This window comes from Bacillus sp. SRB3LM (assembly GCF_015712745.1).
Classification (GTDB): domain Bacteria; phylum Bacillota; class Bacilli; order Bacillales; family Bacillaceae_G; genus Bacillus_A; species Bacillus_A thuringiensis_K.
This window is the reverse complement of sequence record NZ_VWVQ01000103.1, coordinates 221066-241698: the sequence shown is the minus strand read 5'-3', so window position 1 is coordinate 241698 and position 20633 is coordinate 221066. Positions and strand designations below refer to the sequence as shown.

The window sequence follows — 20633 nt, the reverse complement described above, 5'->3', positions numbered from 1 at the left end:
GGTGAAGTCGCCTTTTAGTTGTTATATGCATGTTATATAAGAAATGAGAAGTTTATTTGATAAAGGAAAAAAGTATGGAGATAAATAAAATTATGTTTTTTGTTAAGAAATAATAAGTATGGCTCTTCTCAAAAGAACGTAAGTTCGTGTATAATAAGAACGAATGTTCTTTTAAGGGGTAACCTAATTATAGTTTAGAAGTAAATCCGAGTTTAGTGAGTATTAAAAATAACTAAGGGATAGTATGGCTAAATAAATGTATAAATGATCAAGGAGATAAAAAATGAACGATGTAAAGATACAAAAAGAAGAAAGAGAGTGGGTTCCGTTTACAGTAATGTCCGAACAACTTTTAAATATGAGAAAGATTATTGGAGAGAAATTAAAAGTACAAAAACCGCTTTTAACAAATGAAGCAAAAGAGAGAATTTCTGATAAATTATTAACGTCATTATTGTCTGAGAAAGAAATATTGGTAACATATTTTGAAGATGGTTACATACTAACAAGCTACATGACTGTTGTACATATCAATCCGGTAAAACAAATTGTAATTTGTACAGACGCCTTTTATAAAACTTACGTATTTAACGCTATGGATATTATTGAAATAACGTAAAAGAAGCTGAATATTAAATGGCAGCTTCTTTTATTTCTGATTTATGAGACAAATAATACAAGAAAAAGCAGCTAGCTTCGTGCTAGCTGCTGAGCCCCAGGGAAAGGGAGAAAAAGATAGGGTACTCCAAAATCAACAAGAGCTGTCAAACAGCCTGATTATAGTATAGACAAATTAAAATTTTCTATACAGAAAGTTGAACATAAGATTAGGCTGTACCCACTTGGTTTTGATCTGCAAGGTCAGAATCAAATGTATTGGTCGCGCTAACACCGCTAAAAGTATTAACAACAAAACCAACGTTTGATGCGCCGGAACCATTATAAGCTTTCGTATTTTCTTTCGGAGATACGTTGTAGAAATCACCTAAGTTAAATGATCCATTGCTATTTTGTACAACTAAATTTCCTACAACTGAGGGCATAATTTTCACCTGCTTTATAATAAGTTGTTAACATTACTATATGGAGTTATAGTCCAGATGGTTCATACAATAAAAATTGTGGAATAGTAAAACGTTTGGAGCGTGGATTTCAATAAAAGTGTGTTAAAATTAATATAATAAAGTTGAGTAATTTTTTTAAAAAATTTTGTATAATTGATATATATGAAAATAAAGGAGGCAAAATGTAATGAAAGATATTATGAAAAAAGTTGATTTAACAGATGCCAAATCAAGTAATCTTGTTGCATTAATTTATAGTAATGAAGTTATATTAGTTGAAGCCGCATTTTGTCCAAATGAAATAAAATTAAAGTTTAATGAAATTGCAATTTTATCTGCAATTAAAACAGCCCATATTGCGAAAGTGTCTATTAGGAAAGAACTTGAAGCGCTTTTTCATGATACGGGTGTTATATTAGTGAAACAAAATGTTGATTATGGTAGTAGCCAATCTATTACCATGCATTTTGAGCAATTTAAAAAATTGCAAGATGAGATTGAACATTTAAATAAAAGTATATAATAAAGCAGCTAAATAAAGGTTCTATCATAAAGGTGGAATGTGTTGTGTTGAAAAAGTGGTTTAAAAATTATTTGGGTGAATCGCATTGTAAACATAAATATATTTTTATTAAGAGGCAGGATAATGAGGATTTTAAAAAAGGATTTACCAGTGTGAGAAATGTGAAAAAGAGAAGTTGAAATGTAAAAACAATAATGAAATAAACAATGAATTTTTAGATATATAGCAAAAAGTAACCATGATGGTTACTTTTTTTGCTTATGTATGCAATATCAAAACCATTACTAAAGTATGAGTTGAGTTGATACTATAGTAAATCGCTGAATAAAAATGAAGAGAGTAAGATATAGGGAAGGAGGATGAGAGAAATGAAGCGAAAAGAAATTAGTAAATCTGTAATTATTACAGGCGTGACACAAGGGTTAGGACGTGCGATGGTTGATCGATTTCATGAATTAGGGTGGAACATATATGGTTGTGGACGTTCAAAAAATAAAATTGAAGAACTAAAAAAACAGCACAGTAAAATACATGATTTCCAAGTAATTGATGTTTCAGATTCTCAGCAAGTTAATAACTGGGCAAATTATATACTTAATAGACATACGGCTCCCGATCTGATAATAAATAATGCATCGATTGTAAATCAAAATGCACAACTTTGGAAAATTACGGCTCAAGAATTCGAAAATGTAATGAATGTAAACGTGAATGGTGTAGTAAATGTAATAAGAGCGTTTGTTCCCGCAATGGTATCTAGGAAAGAAGGAATTATCATTAATATGAGTTCTAGTTGGGGGAGAGAAGGTGAAGCTGAGCTTGCGCCATATTGTGCCTCGAAATTTGCAATTGAAGGTATCACTAAATCTATGGCCCTGGAATTACCCCATGGCATGGCTGTAGTTGCTTTAGATCCTGGAGGGAGTATTAGTACTCCAATGCTGAAGTCATGTGCGCCACAATATATAAATGAATCGCCTACACCTGAAACTTGGTCACATAAAGCAATTGAATATATATTGAATATAACAATAGATAAAAATGGAGATTCATTGACATGCCCAGCATGCATATAAAAAGCACCTTTAAGGTGCTTTTTATATTAGTAGCACATTATATCATTCACAAAATTACATCTGAAAAATAAAATAAAAGATTAAGGGTGAGATTTGTTTGTTTTGAAAGCTTTAGAAAATATTTGAATAGGTGATAAAAATGAATCCAAGCAGTTTAAAAGTGACAGGGGCATGGTTTCAAGTAGGGGGGAATCTTACAGCTGCTATTGGAACGACAAGAGGATTTATTGGAGAAGAGAAAGTTGAATCGGAACTTGTTATTGTAGGAAGCTCATTACAAGCCCTCGGGTATATATTACAAATCATTGCGAGCAATTATGAGGATGGGGAAGAAAAAAGAGAGAATCAAAGTAAATTACTTGATCAAATAGGAATTGAGTTATTAGCATTAGGAAATATATCAAATGTAATAGGAATATATTTTAATATAAATGAACAATTGAAAGAAAATGATTATCTTATCATTACAGGGAACAGTTTACAATCGATTGGTGCTTTTCTAGGAGTAGAAGCAGCTTTGGTGGATATAAATGTATTACAGAAAATTATTATACTGGGTAACTCCATGCAAAGTTTAGGAGCTGGATTACAAGCGTATCAAGGTGTTTTAAATGTATTGAAAGATGAGAAAGAAAATAAAGATAGTATTTTTGATAAGAAGGATGAGAGAATCATTGCACTCATTGGTATTTGGATACAAGCGACAGGAACGTTAATTTCCGCAATTGGAATAACTGCAATAGAGGAAGAAAATAGGCTAGAAAACAATGAAAAGTCTGAAATACTTATATAAATAGAAGGAGATACATTGATTTTAGAGGCAGGTTAAGATTAAAATGGTAGTAGGTTTTTTTGCGTATATTTTGAAAAGTGATATATAAAATACAAAATAAGGAGTTTTCAAGGGATGATGTATTTATTAGCAATTTTTCTTCCACCTGTTGCTGTATTATTTTGTGGAAAACCAATTCAGGCAATCATAAATTTCATATTAACATTAATATTTTGGGTTCCAGGGGTTATACATGCAATTCTTGTAGTGCATGATAAAAAAGCTGATCGGCGTTTGAAAAAACAAATTCAAGCATATGATGAAATTAATAAGAGGAATCGAAGATAATTCATCTGCAAAATGTTTTTAAAAGAAAGGAGGATTAACCTCCTTTCTTTTTTAGTGGGTGTTAAGTTTAAATTTTTGTGTGGCGGAAAGAATTTTTAATGTAAGTATTATGATAATAACTTTTAGATTGTGCATGTAATAGGCCAGTATAAATGCTTTCTGGTACATTAAAGAAATCATACATACCATTCTTTAATTGGATTCGCAAAATCATAGAAAAAGGATTATAACCAACAGCAACTATATTTTTTGAGGTAACCGGAGATAGCTTCATTATTATGCAACTCCTTATTTTTCATTTTTAATAATTCTTTGTAGGCAACGGTATTGTGGTGTTGAAATCTTTATAATTAAAGAGGTATTATACTTATATGCAATATATTAAATATTTGTTATACGTAATTATAAGGAAGTTCACACGAAGTACATATCGTTGTGCTATTTTTATTTCACCTTTGATTTATAAATAAGAAAATATTGACCATTTGAAAAAAAGGTATATTATTTATACGAGGTATTAAAAATTCACTTTTTACATTCTATGCTTAGAGGGGCAGCGTTATTAGGAAAAATAGAAGTGAAAATAGTTTGTATAAGAAGTATTCTAAAATTTATAATCTGTGAATTAGGAAAATATTGAATGCTCCAGGTCAATATACTTTCTTAATCAAATTCATTTTAGAAGGTGACCTCAATATTTTTAAGTAAATCAACGGGAGAATTGAAAGGCAGGAGAAAGTAACATGTCAGAAAATTATCGTTCTCGAGAGGAACGACGACAAGTTAAAAAGAAAAAACAGCCAGCTTCTAAAACACAAAAACCAAAAGGTAAAACATCATTCTTTCGCAAGTTTTTAATTACTTGTTTATTACTTGGTATTGTTGGTTTAGTGGCGGGGGTTGCTACCTTTTTCGTAATGATTAAGGACGCACCAAAACTGGAAAAAGCAAAACTTGTTAATCCGTTATCCTCAAAAATTTATGATAAAAACGGGGATTTGGTATATGAATATGGAAAAGAAAAAAGGACGAATGTTACGTATGATCAAATACCTAAATTAGTAGAAAATGCATTTTTAGCGACAGAAGATTCACGTTTTTATGAGCATAGCGGAGTAGACTTTAAAGGTACTGCCCGTGCTGTTTTAGTGAGTCTTAAAGGAGATTATGGCTCTCAAGGTGGAAGTACGATAACGCAGCAAGTTATTAAAAACTACTTCTTATCAATGGATAAAACACCAAAGCGTAAGGCGCAAGAAATATATCTAGCTTATAAACTAGAACAACAGTATTCAAAACATGAAATATTAGAGATGTACTTAAATAAAATTAACTTAGGTAATCGTTCATATGGTATCGCAACAGCAGCACAAAACTACTATGGTAAAGAATTGAAGGACTTAACATTACCAGAAGTTGCGATGCTTGCAGGTTTACCGAAAGCACCGAATAACTATGATCCAACGAAAAAAGAAAATGTTCAAAAAGCAACAGAAAGAAGAAATGTTGTTCTAAGTTTAATGAACCGACATGGATATATAACAAAACAGGAAATGGAAGAAGCATCAAAAGTTGACGTAGAAAAGGGGCTTAAGCCTGCAGCTCAACTACAAACAATGCCATACCCTGCATTTATGGATGCAGTTGTGAAAGAAGTAGAAAAAGAATTACCAGATGCTAATATCGGTTCTGACGGTTTAGAAATTTATACAACGTTAGATCCGAAAGCACAGAAACTTGCTGATAATATTTTAAATAATAATATCATTGATTATCCGAACGATAAATTCCAAGGTGCATTCACATTTATGGATACGAAAACAGGAGAAGTTCGTGCTATAGGTAGTGGCCGTGGAGAAAATAAAGCTGTATTTAAAGGGCATAATATGGCAATTGAATTAGATCGTGCAGCTGGTTCAACGATGAAGCCGATTTTCGATTACGCTCCTGCAATTGAATATTTAAAATGGGCTACGTACCATCAAATTGATGACTCTCCATTTAAGTATTCAACGGGTCAAGAAGTTCGAAATGCAGATAGAAGTCATATGGGCCCTATTACAATGCGTGTAGCATTAGAAAAGTCACGAAATATCCCAGCAATTAAGACTGCGAAAGAAGTGGGAATTAATAAATCAAAAGACTTCTCTGAGAAATTAGGAATTACATTTAATGCAGCACCGACTGAATCAACAGCGATTGGTACAAATGAAGTATCACCAACTGAAATAGCGGGCGCTTATGCGGCATTTGGTAATGAGGGTAAATATACGAAACCGCATTTTGTTAAGAAAGTCGTTTATCCAGATGGTAAGTCACAAAGTTTTGGACAAAAACCAAAACAAGTTATGGCAGACTCTACAGCATATATGATTACAGATATGCTTCGTTCTGTAGTTACATCAGGTACTGGTACAGCTGCAAATATAGCATCTTTAGATGTAGCTGGTAAAACGGGTACGACAAACTACTCATCAAAACAATTAGCTCAATATAAAATTCCAGAAAGTGCAACTCGTGATAGTTGGTTTGCTGGATATACACCGCAATATACGATGGCAGTATGGACTGGGTATATGAAAGATGGCAAAGACGAGTATATTAGTAGTAAAAATACGAAAATTGCACAGTTGATTTTTAAAGAAATGATGAGTGAAATGGCTACAGATAAATCACGCTTTAAAATGCCAAGTAGCGTTATTCAAGAAGGTAGTGAGCTACGTATAAAAGGTGAAAAACGTGATTCATCGCCAAATACTAGCGTACCGGATACAACGGAGCAACCAAAACAAGATCAACAGCAAAAAACTGAAGAAGAGAAAAAGCAAGAAGAATTAAAGAAACAAGAAGAACTGAAAAAACAAGAAGAACAAAAGAAACAAGAGGAACTTAAGAAGCAAGAAGAACAAAAGAAACTAGAAGAGCAAAAGAAACAAGAAGAAGAAAAGAAACAAAATGAACAAAATAACGGAAATGGTCAAGGAACGACACCTCCAGCGAATAACGGAGGAGGCCAAGGAACGACACCTCCAGCGAATAACGGAGGAGGCCAAGGAACGACACCTCCAGCAAATAACGGAGGAGGCCAAGGAACGACACCTCCAGCAAATAACGGAGGAGGTCAAGGAACGACACCTCCAGCGAATAATAATGGAGGTCAAGGAACTCCAACCCCACCTGCAACAGTACAACCAAATAATGGTGGAAATGCAGGAGAGGTTCCTGCCAATAATGGACAATAAGAAAAATTTATAGAAAAGTTTTCAAAAAGCACTTAAGATTTGTGGAAATTTACAATCTTAAGTGCTTTTTTCATTTTGCTACAGAAAATGTAATGTTAAGGGCTGGATAGAAGAAAAAGAGTGAATTAACGTAAAGAGAGAAAAGTCTACTTGCAAATGATGGTATGTGTTGGTTATCCTGCAAAGGGACTAACTATGATGAATCATATAAAGTATTAAATAAGTAAAAATTATATTCAAATCTTTAATAAATGTCTTTCTTTAACGGTTACTTTAGTTTGAAAAACAATTAAAAAGTCGAATTTCTTATTTAAGGAATTCGACTTTGTTATGTTAAAACTGGATTAAAGGTTCGCCTTATTAAAATGTAGGGGTAATACAGTGATAGCTATTAAATGTTAAACGTACCATGAAAATTTTGAAAAAAAATTGAAGGGAAATGATAAAAGACTTGAGTCGGAGGTAGTGGAGGATAACTATGGCTATGAATGGGAGTACTACTGGGGTGTGTACCATGATGCCAAAATGATGGGGTAACTTGACCGGGAATTTGATATTGCTGCCAAGTTGCGGGAAGTTCAATTCCTACATCGGAGCTAGCTGTATGAACTGCAGGAACATGTATCCCAGGAGTCGAAGGAACTACGGCAGTTACTCTTAATAATACCCACATAAAATATTCACTCCTAAGTTGTGTTAATAAATTAGTATATTCTTTTCACACGTATAAAGGTACATATATAGGACTTTCGTTTAAAATATGCGTACAAAGTCTTAAGACTAATGTAAGCTGATGGTGGACTATTTAATATGAAAAGATACGTCTATTTGAGGAGGGAAAAGAGATAAAAAAAATATACAATGAGGGTGTTAATCGTAATATTTTACGAGTGTATGGAGGTATTTTTATGGAACGATTATGGACGAAATCATTTATTCAAATGACTTTCGCAATGTTATTTTTATTTACAGGATTTTATTTACTTGTTCCAACGCTCCCGCTCTTTATTAAAGAGATAGGCGGCAATGAATCGCAAGTTGGACTTATGATGGGGATGTTTACAATAGCTGCTGTTGTAATACGACCGATTATTGGAGGAATGTTAGATCAATATGGTAGAAGATCCTTTATTATTTTCGGACTCATCTTTTTTGGCTTAACGATGTACTCCTATAATATAGCATCGACTATTGTCCTTTTAGTTGTTTTACGTGTTATTCACGGAGTAACATGGGCTGTTTCTACAACAGCTGTTGGAACAGCAATAACGGATATTATTCCAGATTCACGCCGCGGTGAAGGTATGGGTTGGTATGGGATGGCGATGACAATTGCAATGGCGATTGGACCTATGATTGGATTATGGGTTGTGCAAAATTATTCATTTGATGGTCTATTTTTATTAGCGACGTTGTTATCTTTTATGGCAGTTGTATTATCATTAATAACGAAGATCCCATTTACGCCACAAAAAGAAAAAGGGAAAATTCAGCTATTTGAGAAATCCGTATTAACAATCACGATTGTAGTATTCTTTTTATCGTTTGCATATGGAGGAATAACAACCTTTTTACCGTTATTTGCATCATCAATTCATGTAAACCCGGGAACTTTCTTTCTTGTATATGCAATTGCATTAACAATTGTAAGACCAATTTCAGGGAAACTATTAGATAAGTATGGAGAAGTATTCATCATACTTCCAGCATTATGTATTACTATTTTAGCTATAGTTGTTTTAACTATCTCAAATGGTTTGATAGGTGTAATTATCGCAGCAACATTATACGGTATTGGATTTGGTTCAGCGCAGCCAGCTTTGCAAGCGGCAATGCTTACAATTGTCGATCCGAGTAAAAGAGGAGTTGCAAATGCTTCATTTTTTACAGCGTTTGATTTAGGAATCGGGTTAGGTGCTATTTTACTTGGAGTTGTTTCACAAATGTTTGGTTATCGTATTTTATTTTCAGGGAGTGCAATTTCAGCATTGATAGCCTTAATTATTTTCGTCTTCTTTGTAAAACAACGATTAGGAAAAAAAGAGTTTGCGTAAACTGGAGGAATAAAGATGAGAATTTCAATTGATCGTAAAGCTCTGCAATGGTTCCAGGAAGAATTACGTATAAAGCACGGTGAATCTGTACGTTTTACTGTAAGGTACGGAGGGGATAGTTCAATTCAGCCCGGATATTCTTTAGGGGTTGTTGCTGAGAAACCCGATGGCGAAATAGTGTCAGTTGAGAAGGAAGGTATTATATTTTTTGTAGATTCTGATGATCTTTGGTATTTTCAAAACTATGATTATCATGAGGAAATGGAAGAAATTCAATTTAATTATGTAAAATAATAACTTTATTAAAAATGAATAAGTTTTATATAAAAATTATATTTAAGAGATAGTGAAATAAATATCATATAGTAACGAGCTGTATTTATGTACAGCTCGTTTTTTCTATTTCTCAAATAAAATTAGAATAATTGTATATTTGGCGGTGTTATATGAAAAATCTTTATATCTTGTTTTTGAAAATACGCAAAGAAGTCTATCCTTTCTTTATAAAATATAAGAATTATTTTCAAAAAATTGTATTGTTACAGTAAGAAAAGTGTAGGAAACTTATCATTATAAAATAAATTGAAATCTTCTAAAAACTCTGATACATTGAAATAGAAATGTAGTTTCACAATATTGTAAAGGCTTACAGTTATGTGCACGAAGATCTATTAGGATTGGAGGAAATAATGATGAAAGCTGAAGAGAAATTTTCCCCGGGATTAGATGGTATAGTGGCAGCGGAGACGAAAATCTCGTTTCTTGACACAGTAAAAGGTGAAATTGTAATTCAAGGGTATGACTTAATCGAACTCTCAAAAACAAAAGAGTATTTAGACATTGTGCACCTTTTATTGGAGGAACACCTACCGAATGAAGATGAAAAAGTAACACTTGAAAAGAAATTAAAAGAAGAATATGCAGTACCAGAAGGTGTATTCAACGTACTAAAGGCATTGCCTAAAGAGACGCATCCCATGGATGGATTACGTACAGGTGTGTCAGCGTTAGCTGGTTACGATAATGATATCGAAAACCGCTCGTTAGAAGTGAATAAAAGCCGAGGGTACAAGCTGTTAAGTAAAGTGCCAAACATTGTAGCGAATAGCTATCATATTTTAAATAATGAGGAGCCAATTGAACCTCTTAAAGAATTATCTTATAGTGCGAATTTCTTCTATATGTTAACTGGTAAAAAACCAACTGAACTTGAGGAAAAGATCTTTGATCGTTCCCTTGTTTTATATAGTGAGCATGAAATGCCAAACTCTACATTTACAGCTCGCGTTATTGCATCAACACAATCAGATTTATACGGTGCTTTAACAGGTGCAGTTGCATCTTTAAAAGGAAGTTTACATGGCGGTGCAAATGAAGCGGTTATGTACATGCTTTTAGAAGCTGGTAATGTTGAGAAATTTGAAGAGTTATTACAGAAGAAACTATATAACAAAGAAAAAATTATGGGCTTTGGACACCGTGTTTATATGAAGAAGATGGATCCAAGAGCACTTATGATGAAGGAAGCTTTAAAACAGTTATGTGATGTAAAAGGTGATTATACACTATATGAAATGTGTGAAGCTGGAGAAAAGATTATGGAAAAAGAAAAAGGAATTTATCCAAATCTTGATTATTATGCAGCTCCAGTATATTGGATGTTAGGTATTCCAATTCAACTTTACACACCAATCTTCTTTAGCTCTAGAACAGTGGGGTTATGTGCGCACGTTATTGAGCAACATGCAAATAATCGTTTGTTCCGTCCTCGTGTAAATTATATTGGCGAGCGACATGTACTTAGTAAATAAGAACAACTGGGGAGTTGTTAGCGCCGCCCGCCAGATGGGTGTTTGACCGACACCCATCATTAATAATAACGAATTTTCGACAGAAAGGGAAGAATAGCATGATTAAAACAAATGAAATTAAGCAAAAAGATGCATTATTAGAAGAGATTACCGATTATGTATTAAATAAAGAGGTTACTAGTGCAGAAGCATTCAGTACAGCTCGTTACGTATTACTTGATACACTTGGATGTGGAATTTTAGCACTGCAATATCCAGAATGTACGAAATTACTAGGACCAGTTGTGCCAGGAACAATCGTGCCAAATGGTACACGTGTACCAGGTACGTCTTATGTACTAGATCCAGTAAAAGGTGCATTTAATATCGGATGTATGATCCGTTGGTTAGACTATAACGATACTTGGCTTGCAGCAGAGTGGGGACATCCATCTGATAACCTAGGCGGAATTTTAGCAGTTGCAGATTATATTAGCCGTGTTCGTATTTCAGAAGGAAAAGAAGCTTTAAAAGTACGTGAAGTATTAGAAATGATGATTAAAGCACATGAAATTCAAGGCGTGCTTGCTTTAGAAAACAGCTTAAACAGAGTTGGTCTTGACCATGTATTATATGTAAAAGTAGCAACAACTGCAGTAGTTGCGAAAATGCTTGGCGGAACACGTGAAGAAATCTTTAATGCATTATCACATGCGTGGATTGATAATTCTAGTCTTCGTACATATCGTCATGCTCCAAATACGGGCTCACGTAAATCATGGGCTGCAGGCGACGCAACGAGCCGCGGTGTTCATCTTGCAATGACTGCTCTAAAAGGTGAAATGGGTTATCCAACAGCATTATCTGCGCCAGGATGGGGATTCCAAGATGTATTATTCAATAAACAAGAATTAAAATTAGCAAGACCACTAGAGTCATATGTAATGGAAAATGTATTATTTAAAGTGTCATATCCAGCAGAATTCCATGCACAAACGGCTGCAGAATGTGCAGTGAAGTTGCATCCGGAAATTAAAGAGAGATTAGATGAAATTGACCGTATTACAATTACAACTCATGAATCAGCAATTCGTATTATTGATAAAGAAGGTCCATTAAATAACCCAGCTGATCGTGATCATTGTTTACAATACATTACGGCAATTGGTTTATTAAAAGGAGATATCGTTGCAGACGATTATGAAGATGCAGTAGCAAACGATCCACGTGTAGATGAATTACGTAATAAGATGGTTGTTGTTGAAAACAAACAGTACAGTTTAGATTACCTTGACCCGAACAAGCGCTCAATCGCCAACGCTGTTCAAGTTCACTTTAAAGATGGCACAGTAACAGAAAATGTGGAATGTGAATATCCACTTGGTCACCGCTTCCGTAGAGACGAAGCAATTCCAAAAGTTGTTCAAAAATTCACTGCAAATATGGCAGGTCATTATTCTAGTAAGCAACAAGAACAAATTCATGAAGTTTGTTTAAATGAAGAAAAACTAGAAAATATGAATGTAAACGAATTTGTAGATCTATTCTTAATTTAATAATAGGGGGGAATTTAGAATGGCTTGGGTTGTGAAAAAGCAGTCAACACAAGAGGAGCTTGCGAATCGATTCCGAGCTTTAGTAGAAGCAAATGAAATTTTGCAAATTCCAGGTGCTCATGATGCAATGGCAGCTCTTGTTGCGAAAAATACAGGTTTTTCAGCTCTTTATTTATCAGGAGCTGCTTATACTGCAAGTAAAGGCTTACCAGATTTAGGTATCGTGACGTCTACTGAAGTGGCTGAGAGAGCAAGAGATTTAGTAAGAGCTACAGACTTACCTGTTCTTGTTGACATTGATACAGGATTTGGTGGTGTACTAAATGTGGCGAGAACAGCTGTAGAAATGGTGGAAGCGAAAGTAGCAGCTGTCCAAATTGAAGATCAGCAATTACCAAAAAAATGTGGACATTTAAATGGTAAGAAACTTGTTACTACAGAAGAATTGGTTCAAAAAATTAAAGCGATTAAAGAAGTTGCACCGAGCTTATACATTGTAGCACGTACTGATGCTCGTGGCGTTGAAGGATTAGATGAAGCAATTGAAAGAGCAAATGCATATGTAAAAGCAGGTGCAGACGCAATTTTCCCTGAAGCGCTTCAATCAGAGGAAGAATTCCGTCTATTTAATAGTAAGGTAAATGCACCTTTGCTTGCGAATATGACTGAATTCGGAAAAACTCCATATTATAGTGCAGAGGAATTTGCGAATATGGGTTTCCAAATGGTTATTTATCCTGTAACTTCACTTCGCGTTGCAGCGAAAGCGTATGAAAATGTGTTTGCTTTAATTAAAGAAACAGGTTCTCAAAAAGATGCACTTTCTAATATGCAAACGAGAAGTGAATTATACCAAACAATTTCATATCATGACTTTGAAGAGTTAGATACTGGTATTGCAAAAACAGTATTATCAGAAGATCAATAGATAAAGCAGCGAAGGCGATGAAAATACATCTTTGGCAAAATAAAATGCTTGATGTGAAAAATCATCGCCTTCTATTTTCAAAAAAGATATTCCACTCATCGTAGACGAGCATAAGCAAAAAGCTATGAAAGCCGAATGATAGGGGGATACATATGGAGAAAACGAAGTTACCATGGGATGAATTTTTTTCACTTAATAAAGATATAAATCATACTTACTTTACACCAGAAGATTTTTCAGGTGATGAAGATTTAATCGCAAAAACGACAGAACAATTCGTTAAACAAGAAATTGTTCCACAAATGGAGAATATTGAACAACATAACTATAAAGTTTCTCGTCAATTATTTGAGAAAGCTGGGGAACTTGGATTATTAGGCATTGAGGTACCAGAAGATTATGGCGGGTTCGAGTTAGGAAAGGCTGTCTCAGGTCTTGTAGCAGAGAAAATGGGTTACGCTGGTGCGTTTAGCGTTTCTTTTAATATACACGCTGGTGTCGGTACATTGCCTTACATATATTATGGAACGAAAGAGCAAAAAGAAAAATATTTACCGAAAATCGCATCGGGAGAATGGATTGGGGCTTATGCTTTAACAGAGCCAAATGCTGGTTCGGATGCATTAAGTGCAAAAACAAGCGCCGTATTGAATGAAGAGGGAACAGCTTGGAAGTTAAATGGTGAGAAGCAATGGATTACAAATGCTCATATGGCAGATGTATACGTTGTTTTTGCGAAGACAAATAAAGGAATGACAGCGTTTATTGTTGAAAGAACATGTGAAGGTGTATCTATTGGATTAGAAGAAAAGAAAATGGGGATTAAAGGTTCTTCAACAGCGACTCTTATTTTAGAAGATGTTGTCATCCCTGCTGATAATGTTTTAGGGGAAGTTGGGAAAGGGCATCACGTAGCCCTTAATATTCTTAACTTTGCTAGACTTAAACTTGCTTTTGGAAATATTGGAACAGCAAAACAAGCAATTGGTTTGTCGGTTCAATATGGAAAAGAGCGAAAACAGTTCCAAACGGAATTAGTAGACTTTACGATGATTCAAGAGAAAATTGCAAATATGATCATTGCTACATATGGAGCCGAAAGTGCAGCTTATCGTACAGCAGGTGTAATCGATGAAGCAATTCATGAGAGCGATGAAGATCTTATGAAGAAAATGTCCCAATTTGCAATTGAATGTGCACTGAATAAAGTAAATGCTTCTGAAACACTTGCTTATATCGTAGATGAAGCTGTACAAATTCATGGTGGTTACGGTTATATGCAAGAGTATGAGGTAGAACGATTATATCGTGATGCAAGAATTAGTCGTATTTTTGAAGGAACGAACGAAATTAATAGATTAACAGTTGCTAAAATGTTAATGAAACAAATCGAACAATTAGAAGACACTGAAGTAGAAAGTAATGTAGCAAATGTAGAAAGAAACCATCGTTACATTTTATTAGCGAAAAAATTGTTGAAACAATCTTTGAAAACGCTCTCTAAAACTCCAGGCCTAAAAATTGACCAAGAACAAGAATATTCACGTGTAATTTCAAATATGTTGACGGACGTGTACGTCATGGAATCAGCATTTTTACGTACGAGAAAAGCGGTACGTAAAAATGGAGAGGAAAAAGAACGTACGAAGCAACTAATAACGGATGTTATTTGTGAAGAAGGATACCGTAAAGTAGAAGAAGCGGTGATCTCTGTACTTTCAGCGGCTGTTACAGAAGAACAAGATAGACATGTGATTTTAGCTGAAATCCGTCAATTATTAGTGCCTTTATACACGAACGTATTTACGAAGAAGAGAGAAATTGCGAAAGCTATTATAAATCGCGGGAAATATATTGTGTAAATAGGAGGAAAGCGATATGAAAAAGATTGGTTTTATCGGTTTAGGTAACATGGGCCTTCCAATGTCAAAAAATCTAGTTAAATCAGGTTACACAGTATATGGCGTGGACTTAAATAAAGAGGCGGAAGCGTCCTTTGAAAAAGAAGGCGGAATTATCGGTCTATCAATCTCAAAACTAGCAGAAACATGTGATGTAGTTTTTACAAGTTTACCTTCACCTCGCGCTGTTGAAGCGGTATATTTTGGAGCTGAAGGATTATTTGAAAATGGTCACTCGAATGTAGTTTTCATTGATACAAGTACGGTATCGCCGCAGTTAAACAAACAGTTAGAGGAAGCTACAAAGAAAAAGAAAGTAGACTTTTTAGCAGCACCTGTGAGCGGTGGTGTAATCGGAGCCGAAAACCGTACATTAACGTTTATGGTTGGTGGATCAAAAGAGGTATATGAGAAAACGGAATCTATCATGGGCGTACTAGGCGCGAACATTTTCCACGTTAGTGAGCAGATTGATAGTGGTACAACTGTTAAGTTAATTAATAACTTATTAATTGGTTTTTATACAGCTGGTGTGAGTGAAGCTTTAACATTAGCGAAAAAGAACAATATGGATTTAGATAAAATGTTTGATATTTTAAATGTAAGTTACGGTCAAAGTAGAATTTATGAACGTAATTATAAAAGTTTTATAGCACCTGAAAACTATGAGCCAGGATTTACTGTGAACTTATTGAAGAAAGATTTAGGATTTGCAGTTGACTTAGCTAAGGAAAGCGAACTCCATTTACCGGTAAGCGAAATGTTATTAAACGTATATGACGAAGCGAGTCAAGCTGGATATGGTGAAAACGATATGGCTGCTTTATATAAGAAAGTTAGCGAGCAATTAATTTCTAATCAAAAATAAATTATACAAAGGAGAGAATACAATGATTACAACTGAAATTAAACGAGTAAAAAATCACATTAACGGTGAGTGGGTTGAATCGACAGGTACGGAAGTAGAAGCAGTTCCAAATCCAGCGACTGGAAAAATTATCGCTTACGTTCCACTATCTCCCAAAGAAGATGTTGAAAAAGCTGTTGAAGCGGCAAAAGCAGCATTCGAAACATGGTCTAAAGTACCAGTTCCAAATCGTTCAAGAAATTTATATAAATATTTACAGCTATTACAAGAAAACAAAGATGAGCTTGCAAAAATCATTACGCTAGAAAATGGTAAAACGCTAACGGATGCAACAGGTGAAGTACAGCGTGGTATTGAAGCGGTAGAACTTGCAACATCTACGCCAAATTTAATGATGGGTCAAGCACTTCCGAATATCGCTAGCGGAATTGATGGATCAATTTGGCGCTACCCAATCGGAGTTGTTGCTGGTATTACGCCGTTTAACTTCCCGATGATGATTCCGTTATGGATGTTCCCACTTGCAATTGCTTGCGGTAATACATTCGTATTAAAAACATCTGAAAGAACGCCACTTTTAGCGGAGCGACTTGTAGAATTATTCTATGAAGCAGGATTCCCAAAAGGCGTATTAAATTTAGTACAAGGCGGAAAAGATGTTGTAAATAGCATTTTAGAAAATAAAGATATTCAGGCTGTCTCGTTCGTTGGCTCTGAGCCGGTAGCACGTTACGTATATGAAACTGGTACGAAACACGGAAAACGTGTACAAGCGTTAGCAGGTGCGAAAAACCATGCGATTGTAATGCCAGATTGCAATCTTGAGAAAACAGTACAAGGTGTAATTGGATCTGCATTTGCAAGTAGTGGAGAGCGCTGCATGGCATGCTCAGTAGTAGCAGTAGTGGATGAAATTGCTGATGAATTCATTGATGTATTAGTAGCAGAAACGAAAAAATTAAAAGTAGGCGATGGCTTTAACGAAGAGAACTATGTTGGACCATTAATCCGTGAATCTCATAAAGAGCGCGTTTTAGGCTACATTAATAGCGGTGTAGCAGATGGGGCAACTTTATTAGTAGATGGCCGTAAAATTAATGAAGAAGTTGGAGAAGGTTACTTTGTAGGTGCGACAATCTTTGATGGCGTGAATCAAGAAATGAAAATTTGGCAAGATGAGATTTTTGCTCCAGTATTAAGCATTGTACGAGTTAAAGATTTAGAAGAAGGTATTAAACTAACAAATCAATCTAAATTTGCAAATGGTGCAGTTATTTATACGTCAAACGGTAAACATGCACAAACGTTCCGTGATAATATCGATGCTGGTATGATCGGTGTAAACGTAAACGTTCCAGCACCAATGGCATTCTTCGCATTTGCAGGAAATAAAGCGTCATTCTTTGGTGATTTAGGTACAAATGGTACAGATGGCGTTCAATTCTATACACGTAAAAAAGTTGTAACTGAGCGCTGGTTTTAATATAAAATAAACAGTCAAATTAGTTATTAAATGAAAACCACCACTATTAATAGTGGTGGTTTTCATCTTGTTAATTACTTTTTTCAAAAGCAAGTTTAATACCAAAACCAATTAAGACGACTCCCGTTAACCCTTGAATATAACGTTGCGTCTTCGGTTTTTTCATAAAAGCACTAATTTTATCAATTAAAAATATATAAAAAGCGAACCAAATGGCTGTTAAAACGAGGTAAGTAAGGCCCATTACGAGTAGTTGGATAAACGTATTATGATTTGGATTTAAAAATTGCGGTAAAAACGTTAAAAAGAATACTGCAACTTTAGGGTTTAATAAATTCGTAAGAAACCCTTGTCGAAAGCAAGAGGTGTGTTCATCTTCATTATTCAAAGATATATCGTTCGTATCAATGCCTTCTTTATTTCTTACTGCTAAAAGTGCTTTAATACCAATATAAATTAAATATAGAGCCCCAACGTACTTGAAAATAGAAAATAAAAGAGCTGACTTTACAATAAGTGCAGAAAGACCAATTACAGCAGCTAAAGTATGAATTAATAGTGCAACACATGTACCAAACACTGTTTTTACTCCGCCGACTTTACCAGCAACTAATGTATTTTTTGTAGCCATTGCTGTATCAGGACCAGGTAAAATAATAAGACAAATAGACATAATGATGAAAAGAAAATAATTTTCAATCATAGTCGCTCCTCCTTTTTTATTTTTAGAATATTTGATTAAAAATAGTGTAGCATATATTTGGATTTAATAAAATTAAATTTTATTAAAAATCATTAAATAAAAAAGGCTATATAGTAGCTGTAATTACACTACTATATAGCTTCGATTTTATACTGCTATTTGCGGGTAGTAAGATTTTCACCGCACAAGATTTAGCTGAAGCAAAGAAGTTAGGTGGGGGATGAACGAGACACCCCCTCATGACAGTTTCATTTTATGCATTAAGTAAGTTAAAGAAACGATTCACATCTTCTTCTGAAACGTCACTTAACTGTTTATATTTATAATTCGGATTTTGATCTTTATCAACGACAACGGAGCGTACTCCTTCGAAGAAATCTTCATGTCTCATGAAATTTTTAGCAAGTATAAGGTCCGTAGCGAAACATTCTTTAACGGATTTATCTTTTCCATCAATAAACTGTTTTAATGTTACTTTTAGTGAAATAGGGGATTTTGATAACAGTGTTTCTTTCGTTTTTAGAGCAAAGGAACTTTCATCTTTCTCCAATGAATGGATGATTTCTTCAATTGTATCGAAAGCAAAATGTGAATTGATTACTTCTATTGAAGGAGCAAGCTCGCTTTCTAAGTTTGGAGCAGTTGCAAATGTACGAATAACTTCTTTTAAATTAGTATGTACATCATCTTCTTTATGCCAATTTACACTTTCAAGTTCAGTAAGAAACTTTGGTAATGAATCAGATGTCATAAAGTAATCAGCAGCATTAATAAATAATACGTCAGAAGCTTTTAAAATAGATGCTGTTAAAGCAACGAATCGTCCTGTATATCCAGGCGCTTTATTTAAGAAATATGCAGCTCCGACGTCTGGGAAGAAGCCGATATTCATCTCTGGCATTGCCCATTTCGTACGCTCAGTTACAATGCGATACTTCGCACCATTTGTAAGACCGACACCACCACCCATTACAATTCCATCTAAACAAGCAATAATCGGTTTTGTATATTGATAAATATATGTATCAATTTCATACTCTTCTTCAAAAAAACGTTCTGCATGTTGCAATGCCACTTCATTGGAACGCGCTTCATAAAGAGTTTTAATGTCGCCGCCTGCACAAAAACCTTTTGTGCCAGCTCCTTTTAACACGATAAGTGCAATACGCTCATCGTGTTCCCATTCTTTCAGTTTTTGTCCGATAGGCTGTAACATGTCATAAGATAAAGAATTAAGTGCTTTTGGACGGTTTAAAGTAATTGTCGCAACGCCGTTTTCACTAACAGAAAATAAAACGTGTTCAGTCATAATGCTTCCTCCCTTACATATCTTCTTATTCTTAATTCTTGATATGTACTGAAATGTCCTTTATAAATTTTGTCAAAAGTTGACGGTAAATATTAATTTGGTCACTGCATATTTTGACGAGTTATCTTTGCAGGATTTCAGAGACTGAGGGGGAATATTACAACATTACTGTAAGTGTAATTATTTGAAGTTATAATGATAAAAGCGCTATTATATAGGTGTGAAATGTTCATTATCAATTCTAAAAGTGTGTTTGAAGAAAAAATAAATCGTACAATTGTAATAAAAAATTTTACACTGAATTAGAAATAGAGAAAGGAGAAATCGGAATGCCAGGACCTTTACTATTGTCGGTTATTATTTTGTCTTTTTTAATGATAGGAATAACGCAGTATTTTCATCATACAGATACGACAGAAGAAGTGAAGGATAAAGTACGTCTCGTATTTCCGATTTTTATAATATCTATTTCATTCTGTATTTTATTAAATAAAGATGGGTACATTGTCGCAGTGTTCTCATTTTTCGTCGCAATCGTTTTAATTACCGTTTTATATTATGTAATGAAAGACTTTATACAAAAATAAAGATGTCATAATAGGCATTTTTATTTTGGGGAAAATATAAAATTTCACATACCGTATTTTATATAAAATACATAAAACATATAACAATAGAAAAGTGTGTACTTTGCTGTGTATGTACTTGTCAATCTTGCATAGCCACTATACTATTAAAATGTAGAGATTATAAAAAGGGGTTGTATCTATCATGAAATTTGAGATGCACACAAAAATTATTTCAAATGAAAAAGAAGTAAGATTACATATTGAAGAAAATATATTTCAATTAATATTGGATGGTTATCACTTATTTACAGTTCAAGAAATATTGCCTTTATATAAATCAAATGAAGAAAGAATTGGAAGTGCAACGATATTGAAGCTAGAGTGGGAGAACGGAAAAACTACAATAAACTATCAACTCGTTTCACTAAAATCAGTAAATTAAAAGGA

Annotated in this window: 21 protein-coding genes and 1 pseudogene; 17 read left to right on the top strand and 5 right to left on the bottom strand. The window is 34.2% G+C overall.

Features of this window, described 5'->3' with window-relative positions; translation table 11 throughout:
- Nucleotides 1-283 precede the first annotated feature (283 nt).
- Nucleotides 284-619: a YolD-like family protein gene (locus F3I02_RS28420; RefSeq protein ID WP_001999741.1), complete on the top strand. Its 336-nt coding sequence runs from the start codon at nt 284-286 to the stop codon at nt 617-619.
- A 208-nt stretch (nt 620-827) separates the two neighbouring features.
- Here F3I02_RS28420 and gerPF read toward each other — a convergent pair whose 3' ends face one another.
- Nucleotides 828-1043: a spore germination protein GerPF gene (gene gerPF / locus F3I02_RS28415; RefSeq protein ID WP_001141569.1), complete on the bottom strand. Its 216-nt coding sequence runs from the start codon at nt 1041-1043 to the stop codon at nt 828-830.
- 208 nt (nt 1044-1251) lie between these two features.
- On the opposite strand from gerPF, the gene F3I02_RS28410 reads away from it, so the two are divergent.
- The 5 genes and pseudogenes from F3I02_RS28410 (at nt 1252) to F3I02_RS28390 (ending at nt 3783) form a co-directional block, all read left to right on the top strand.
- On the top strand, nt 1252-1587 hold the full coding sequence (locus tag F3I02_RS28410; RefSeq protein ID WP_196478658.1) for a hypothetical protein: 336 nt from the start codon (nt 1252-1254) through the stop codon (nt 1585-1587).
- Between the two features lie 44 nt (nt 1588-1631).
- Nucleotides 1632-1813, top strand: a pseudogene (locus tag F3I02_RS34745) (hypothetical protein).
- 142 nt (nt 1814-1955) lie between these two features.
- A complete protein-coding gene (locus F3I02_RS28400; RefSeq protein ID WP_000823067.1) occupies nt 1956-2663 on the top strand; it encodes an SDR family oxidoreductase in 708 nt (235 codons plus the stop codon).
- A gap of 139 nt (nt 2664-2802) precedes the next feature.
- The gene (locus tag F3I02_RS28395; RefSeq protein WP_001070047.1) at nt 2803-3456 is read left to right on the top strand and encodes a DUF6944 family repetitive protein; all 654 of its coding nucleotides are present in this window, start codon (nt 2803-2805) and stop codon (nt 3454-3456) included.
- 114 nt (nt 3457-3570) lie between these two features.
- Nucleotides 3571-3783, top strand: coding sequence for a YqaE/Pmp3 family membrane protein (locus F3I02_RS28390; RefSeq protein WP_000990219.1), 213 nt, complete (start codon nt 3571-3573; stop codon nt 3781-3783).
- A gap of 67 nt (nt 3784-3850) precedes the next feature.
- Here F3I02_RS28390 and F3I02_RS28385 read toward each other — a convergent pair whose 3' ends face one another.
- Nucleotides 3851-4057, bottom strand: a complete 207-nt coding sequence (locus F3I02_RS28385; protein ID WP_000777844.1) for a KTSC domain-containing protein — start codon at nt 4055-4057, stop codon at nt 3851-3853.
- A 469-nt stretch (nt 4058-4526) separates the two neighbouring features.
- Between F3I02_RS28385 and F3I02_RS28380 the strand changes: the two genes are divergently transcribed.
- Entirely contained in the window at nt 4527-7025 is a 2499-nt protein-coding gene (locus F3I02_RS28380) for a transglycosylase domain-containing protein (protein ID WP_001293948.1), read from the top strand.
- A 391-nt stretch (nt 7026-7416) separates the two neighbouring features.
- Here F3I02_RS28380 and F3I02_RS28375 read toward each other — a convergent pair whose 3' ends face one another.
- Nucleotides 7417-7698: a hypothetical protein gene (locus F3I02_RS28375; RefSeq protein ID WP_000270088.1), complete on the bottom strand. Its 282-nt coding sequence runs from the start codon at nt 7696-7698 to the stop codon at nt 7417-7419.
- Nucleotides 7699-7933: 235 nt separating this feature from the next.
- Between F3I02_RS28375 and F3I02_RS28370 the strand changes: the two genes are divergently transcribed.
- The 8 genes from F3I02_RS28370 (at nt 7934) to F3I02_RS28335 (ending at nt 17605) form a co-directional block, all read left to right on the top strand.
- Nucleotides 7934-9079, top strand: coding sequence for an MFS transporter (locus F3I02_RS28370; RefSeq protein ID WP_000440667.1), 1146 nt, complete (start codon nt 7934-7936; stop codon nt 9077-9079).
- Nucleotides 9080-9094: 15 nt separating this feature from the next.
- Nucleotides 9095-9373, top strand: coding sequence for a HesB/YadR/YfhF family protein (locus F3I02_RS28365; RefSeq protein WP_001222843.1), 279 nt, complete (start codon nt 9095-9097; stop codon nt 9371-9373).
- A gap of 395 nt (nt 9374-9768) precedes the next feature.
- Nucleotides 9769-10890, top strand: a complete 1122-nt coding sequence (gene mmgD / locus F3I02_RS28360) for a citrate synthase (protein ID WP_002041090.1) — start codon at nt 9769-9771, stop codon at nt 10888-10890.
- A 98-nt stretch (nt 10891-10988) separates the two neighbouring features.
- Nucleotides 10989-12425, top strand: a complete 1437-nt coding sequence (gene prpD / locus F3I02_RS28355) for a 2-methylcitrate dehydratase (protein WP_000598123.1) — start codon at nt 10989-10991, stop codon at nt 12423-12425.
- Between the two features lie 19 nt (nt 12426-12444).
- Entirely contained in the window at nt 12445-13353 is a 909-nt protein-coding gene (gene prpB / locus F3I02_RS28350; RefSeq protein ID WP_131249954.1) for a methylisocitrate lyase, read from the top strand.
- A 152-nt stretch (nt 13354-13505) separates the two neighbouring features.
- Nucleotides 13506-15215 (top strand): acyl-CoA dehydrogenase family protein, encoded by a 1710-nt coding sequence (locus tag F3I02_RS28345; protein ID WP_196478657.1) that lies wholly within the window; start codon nt 13506-13508, stop codon nt 15213-15215.
- Nucleotides 15216-15231: 16 nt separating this feature from the next.
- Entirely contained in the window at nt 15232-16122 is an 891-nt protein-coding gene (locus tag F3I02_RS28340) for an NAD(P)-dependent oxidoreductase (RefSeq protein WP_131249956.1), read from the top strand.
- Between the two features lie 22 nt (nt 16123-16144).
- A complete protein-coding gene (locus F3I02_RS28335) occupies nt 16145-17605 on the top strand; it encodes a CoA-acylating methylmalonate-semialdehyde dehydrogenase (protein ID WP_000633347.1) in 1461 nt (486 codons plus the stop codon).
- A gap of 70 nt (nt 17606-17675) precedes the next feature.
- Here the strand turns inward: F3I02_RS28335 and F3I02_RS28330 are convergent, their stop codons facing one another.
- Nucleotides 17676-18308 (bottom strand): LysE family translocator, encoded by a 633-nt coding sequence (locus F3I02_RS28330; protein WP_000572334.1) that lies wholly within the window; start codon nt 18306-18308, stop codon nt 17676-17678.
- A gap of 253 nt (nt 18309-18561) precedes the next feature.
- Nucleotides 18562-19617, bottom strand: a complete 1056-nt coding sequence (locus F3I02_RS28325) for an enoyl-CoA hydratase/isomerase family protein (protein ID WP_000134923.1) — start codon at nt 19615-19617, stop codon at nt 18562-18564.
- A gap of 329 nt (nt 19618-19946) precedes the next feature.
- Here F3I02_RS28325 and F3I02_RS28320 point away from each other — a divergent pair, with 329 nt between their 5' ends.
- Together F3I02_RS28320 and F3I02_RS28315 are read left to right on the top strand one after the other, a co-directional pair.
- Nucleotides 19947-20204, top strand: a complete 258-nt coding sequence (locus F3I02_RS28320) for a hypothetical protein (RefSeq protein WP_001119404.1) — start codon at nt 19947-19949, stop codon at nt 20202-20204.
- Nucleotides 20205-20388: 184 nt separating this feature from the next.
- Nucleotides 20389-20628, top strand: coding sequence for a DUF2584 family protein (locus F3I02_RS28315; RefSeq protein WP_000667346.1), 240 nt, complete (start codon nt 20389-20391; stop codon nt 20626-20628).
- The last annotated feature ends 5 nt before the right edge of the window (nt 20629-20633 follow it).